Here is a 1,755-nt window from a genome sequence, read left to right on the forward strand (position 1 = left end):
ACCACGCCGGACACCACGGCAGTGCCACCCTCGGCCAGAGCGGTCACCTCTGCGCGCAGGGTGTCCCCGTCGGCGCCGAGTACGACGGCACGGTGATCGAGCACAGCGCGCGTGGTCGCCAGCGAGTAGCCGAGGTCGGCCGCCGAGCAGTCAGCCGACGGTTCCGCCGTGCTGAGGAAGTCGGCCAGGCGCTCGGCCTGCGCGCGCACCGCCCGCTCGCCGCGCCCGGACAGCACCCACGGCACGACCGGCAGGTCGGCCGACGGCCGCTCCTTCGCCACGGTCGGTTCGGCGACAGGGGCTTCTTCGACGATGACGTGCGCGTTCGTCCCGCTGATAGCGAACGCCGAAACACCCGCGCGGCGCGTACGGTCGGCCCGCGGCCAGGTGCGGGGTTCGGCCAGCAGCCGGACCGCACCGGCGTTCCAGTCCACATGGGACGACGGCTCGTCGGCGTGCAGCGTCTGCGGCAGCCGCTGTTCACGCAGCGCCAGCACCATCTTGATCACGCTCGCCACACCCGCCGCGCACTGCGTGTGGCCGATGTTGGACTTCACCGAGCCGAGCCACAGCGGATCGCCGTCACGCTGCTGGCCGTAGGTGGCCATGAGGGCCTGTGCCTCGATGGGGTCGCCGAGCCGGGTTCCGGTGCCGTGCGCCTCGACGGCGTCCACCTCGGCCGCCGAGATGTTCGCGGCCTCCAGGGCCTGCCGGATCACGCGCTGCTGGGACGGGCCGTTCGGCGCGCTCAGCCCGTTCGACGCGCCGTCCTGGTTGACCGCGCTGCCGCGTACGACCGCCAGCACCGGATGCCCGAGGCGCCGCGCGTCGGACAGCCGCTCCAGCACCAGCACGCCGGCGCCCTCGGACCATCCCGTGCCGTCCGCCGCCTCGGCGAAGGACTTGCACCGGCCGTCCCCGGCCAGCCCGCCCTGACGGGCGAACTCCAGGAACATGCCGGGGTTGGACATGACCGTGGCGCCGCCCGCGAGCGCCATCGTGCACTCCCCGGCCCGTAGCGCCTGGCACGCCAAGTGCAGCGCCACCAGCGCCGACGAGCAGGCGGTGTCGACTGTGACGGCGGGCCCCTCGAAGCCGAGCGAGTAGGCGACCCGGCCCGAGGCGACGCTCGGGATGCTGCCGGTCAGCAGATAGCCCTCGGTCTCGGTGGCGGCCTCGTGCAGCTGTCCGCCGTAGCCGTTGCCGGACACGCCGGAGAACACGCCGGTCCGCGAGCCGCGCAGCGACAAGGGGTTGATCCCGGCGCGCTCCAGCGCCTCCCACGACGTCTCCAGGAGCAGCCGCTGCTGCGGGTCCATGGCCAGGGCCTCGCGCGGGGAGATCCCGAACAGCTCGGCATCGAACCGCGGAGCCTCGTGCACGAACCCGCCCACCTCGGCGATGTCGCCGAGCGCCTGGAGGTCCCAGCCACGGTCGGCGGGGAACGGCGAGATGCCGTCCCCGGCCGAGGCCACCAGCTCCCACAGCGCCTCCGGTGAAGATACGCCGCCGGGAAAGCGGCAGCCCATGCCCACGATCGCGATCGGCTCGCGTGACGCGGTGACCAGGTCCTGGTAGCGCTGCCAGAGCCGGTCGTTCTCCTTGAGGGACTCCCGCAGGGCTTGGACGAGTTCTTCGGAGGATGTTGTCATTTCGCTCTCCACGGTCACGGCGAACTGAAGCCTGGGACTGAAGCCAATGGACTGATGCCTGAGTGCGCCGACGTGGCAGACCTGTCCGCCACTGGCGCCCGGG

1 protein-coding gene is annotated in these 1,755 nt (G+C 72.5%); it reads right to left on the minus strand.

What is annotated here, in order from left to right; translation table 11 throughout:
- A partial coding sequence (locus ACH4TL_RS45195) for a type I polyketide synthase (protein ID WP_398332058.1) occupies positions 1–1,652 on the minus strand: 1,652 nt, incomplete at its 3' end.
- Positions 1,653–1,755: the final 103 nt, after the last annotated feature.

It is taken from the genome of Streptomyces sp. NPDC021115, assembly GCF_044333065.1.
GTDB lineage: Bacteria > Actinomycetota > Actinomycetes > Streptomycetales > Streptomycetaceae > Streptomyces.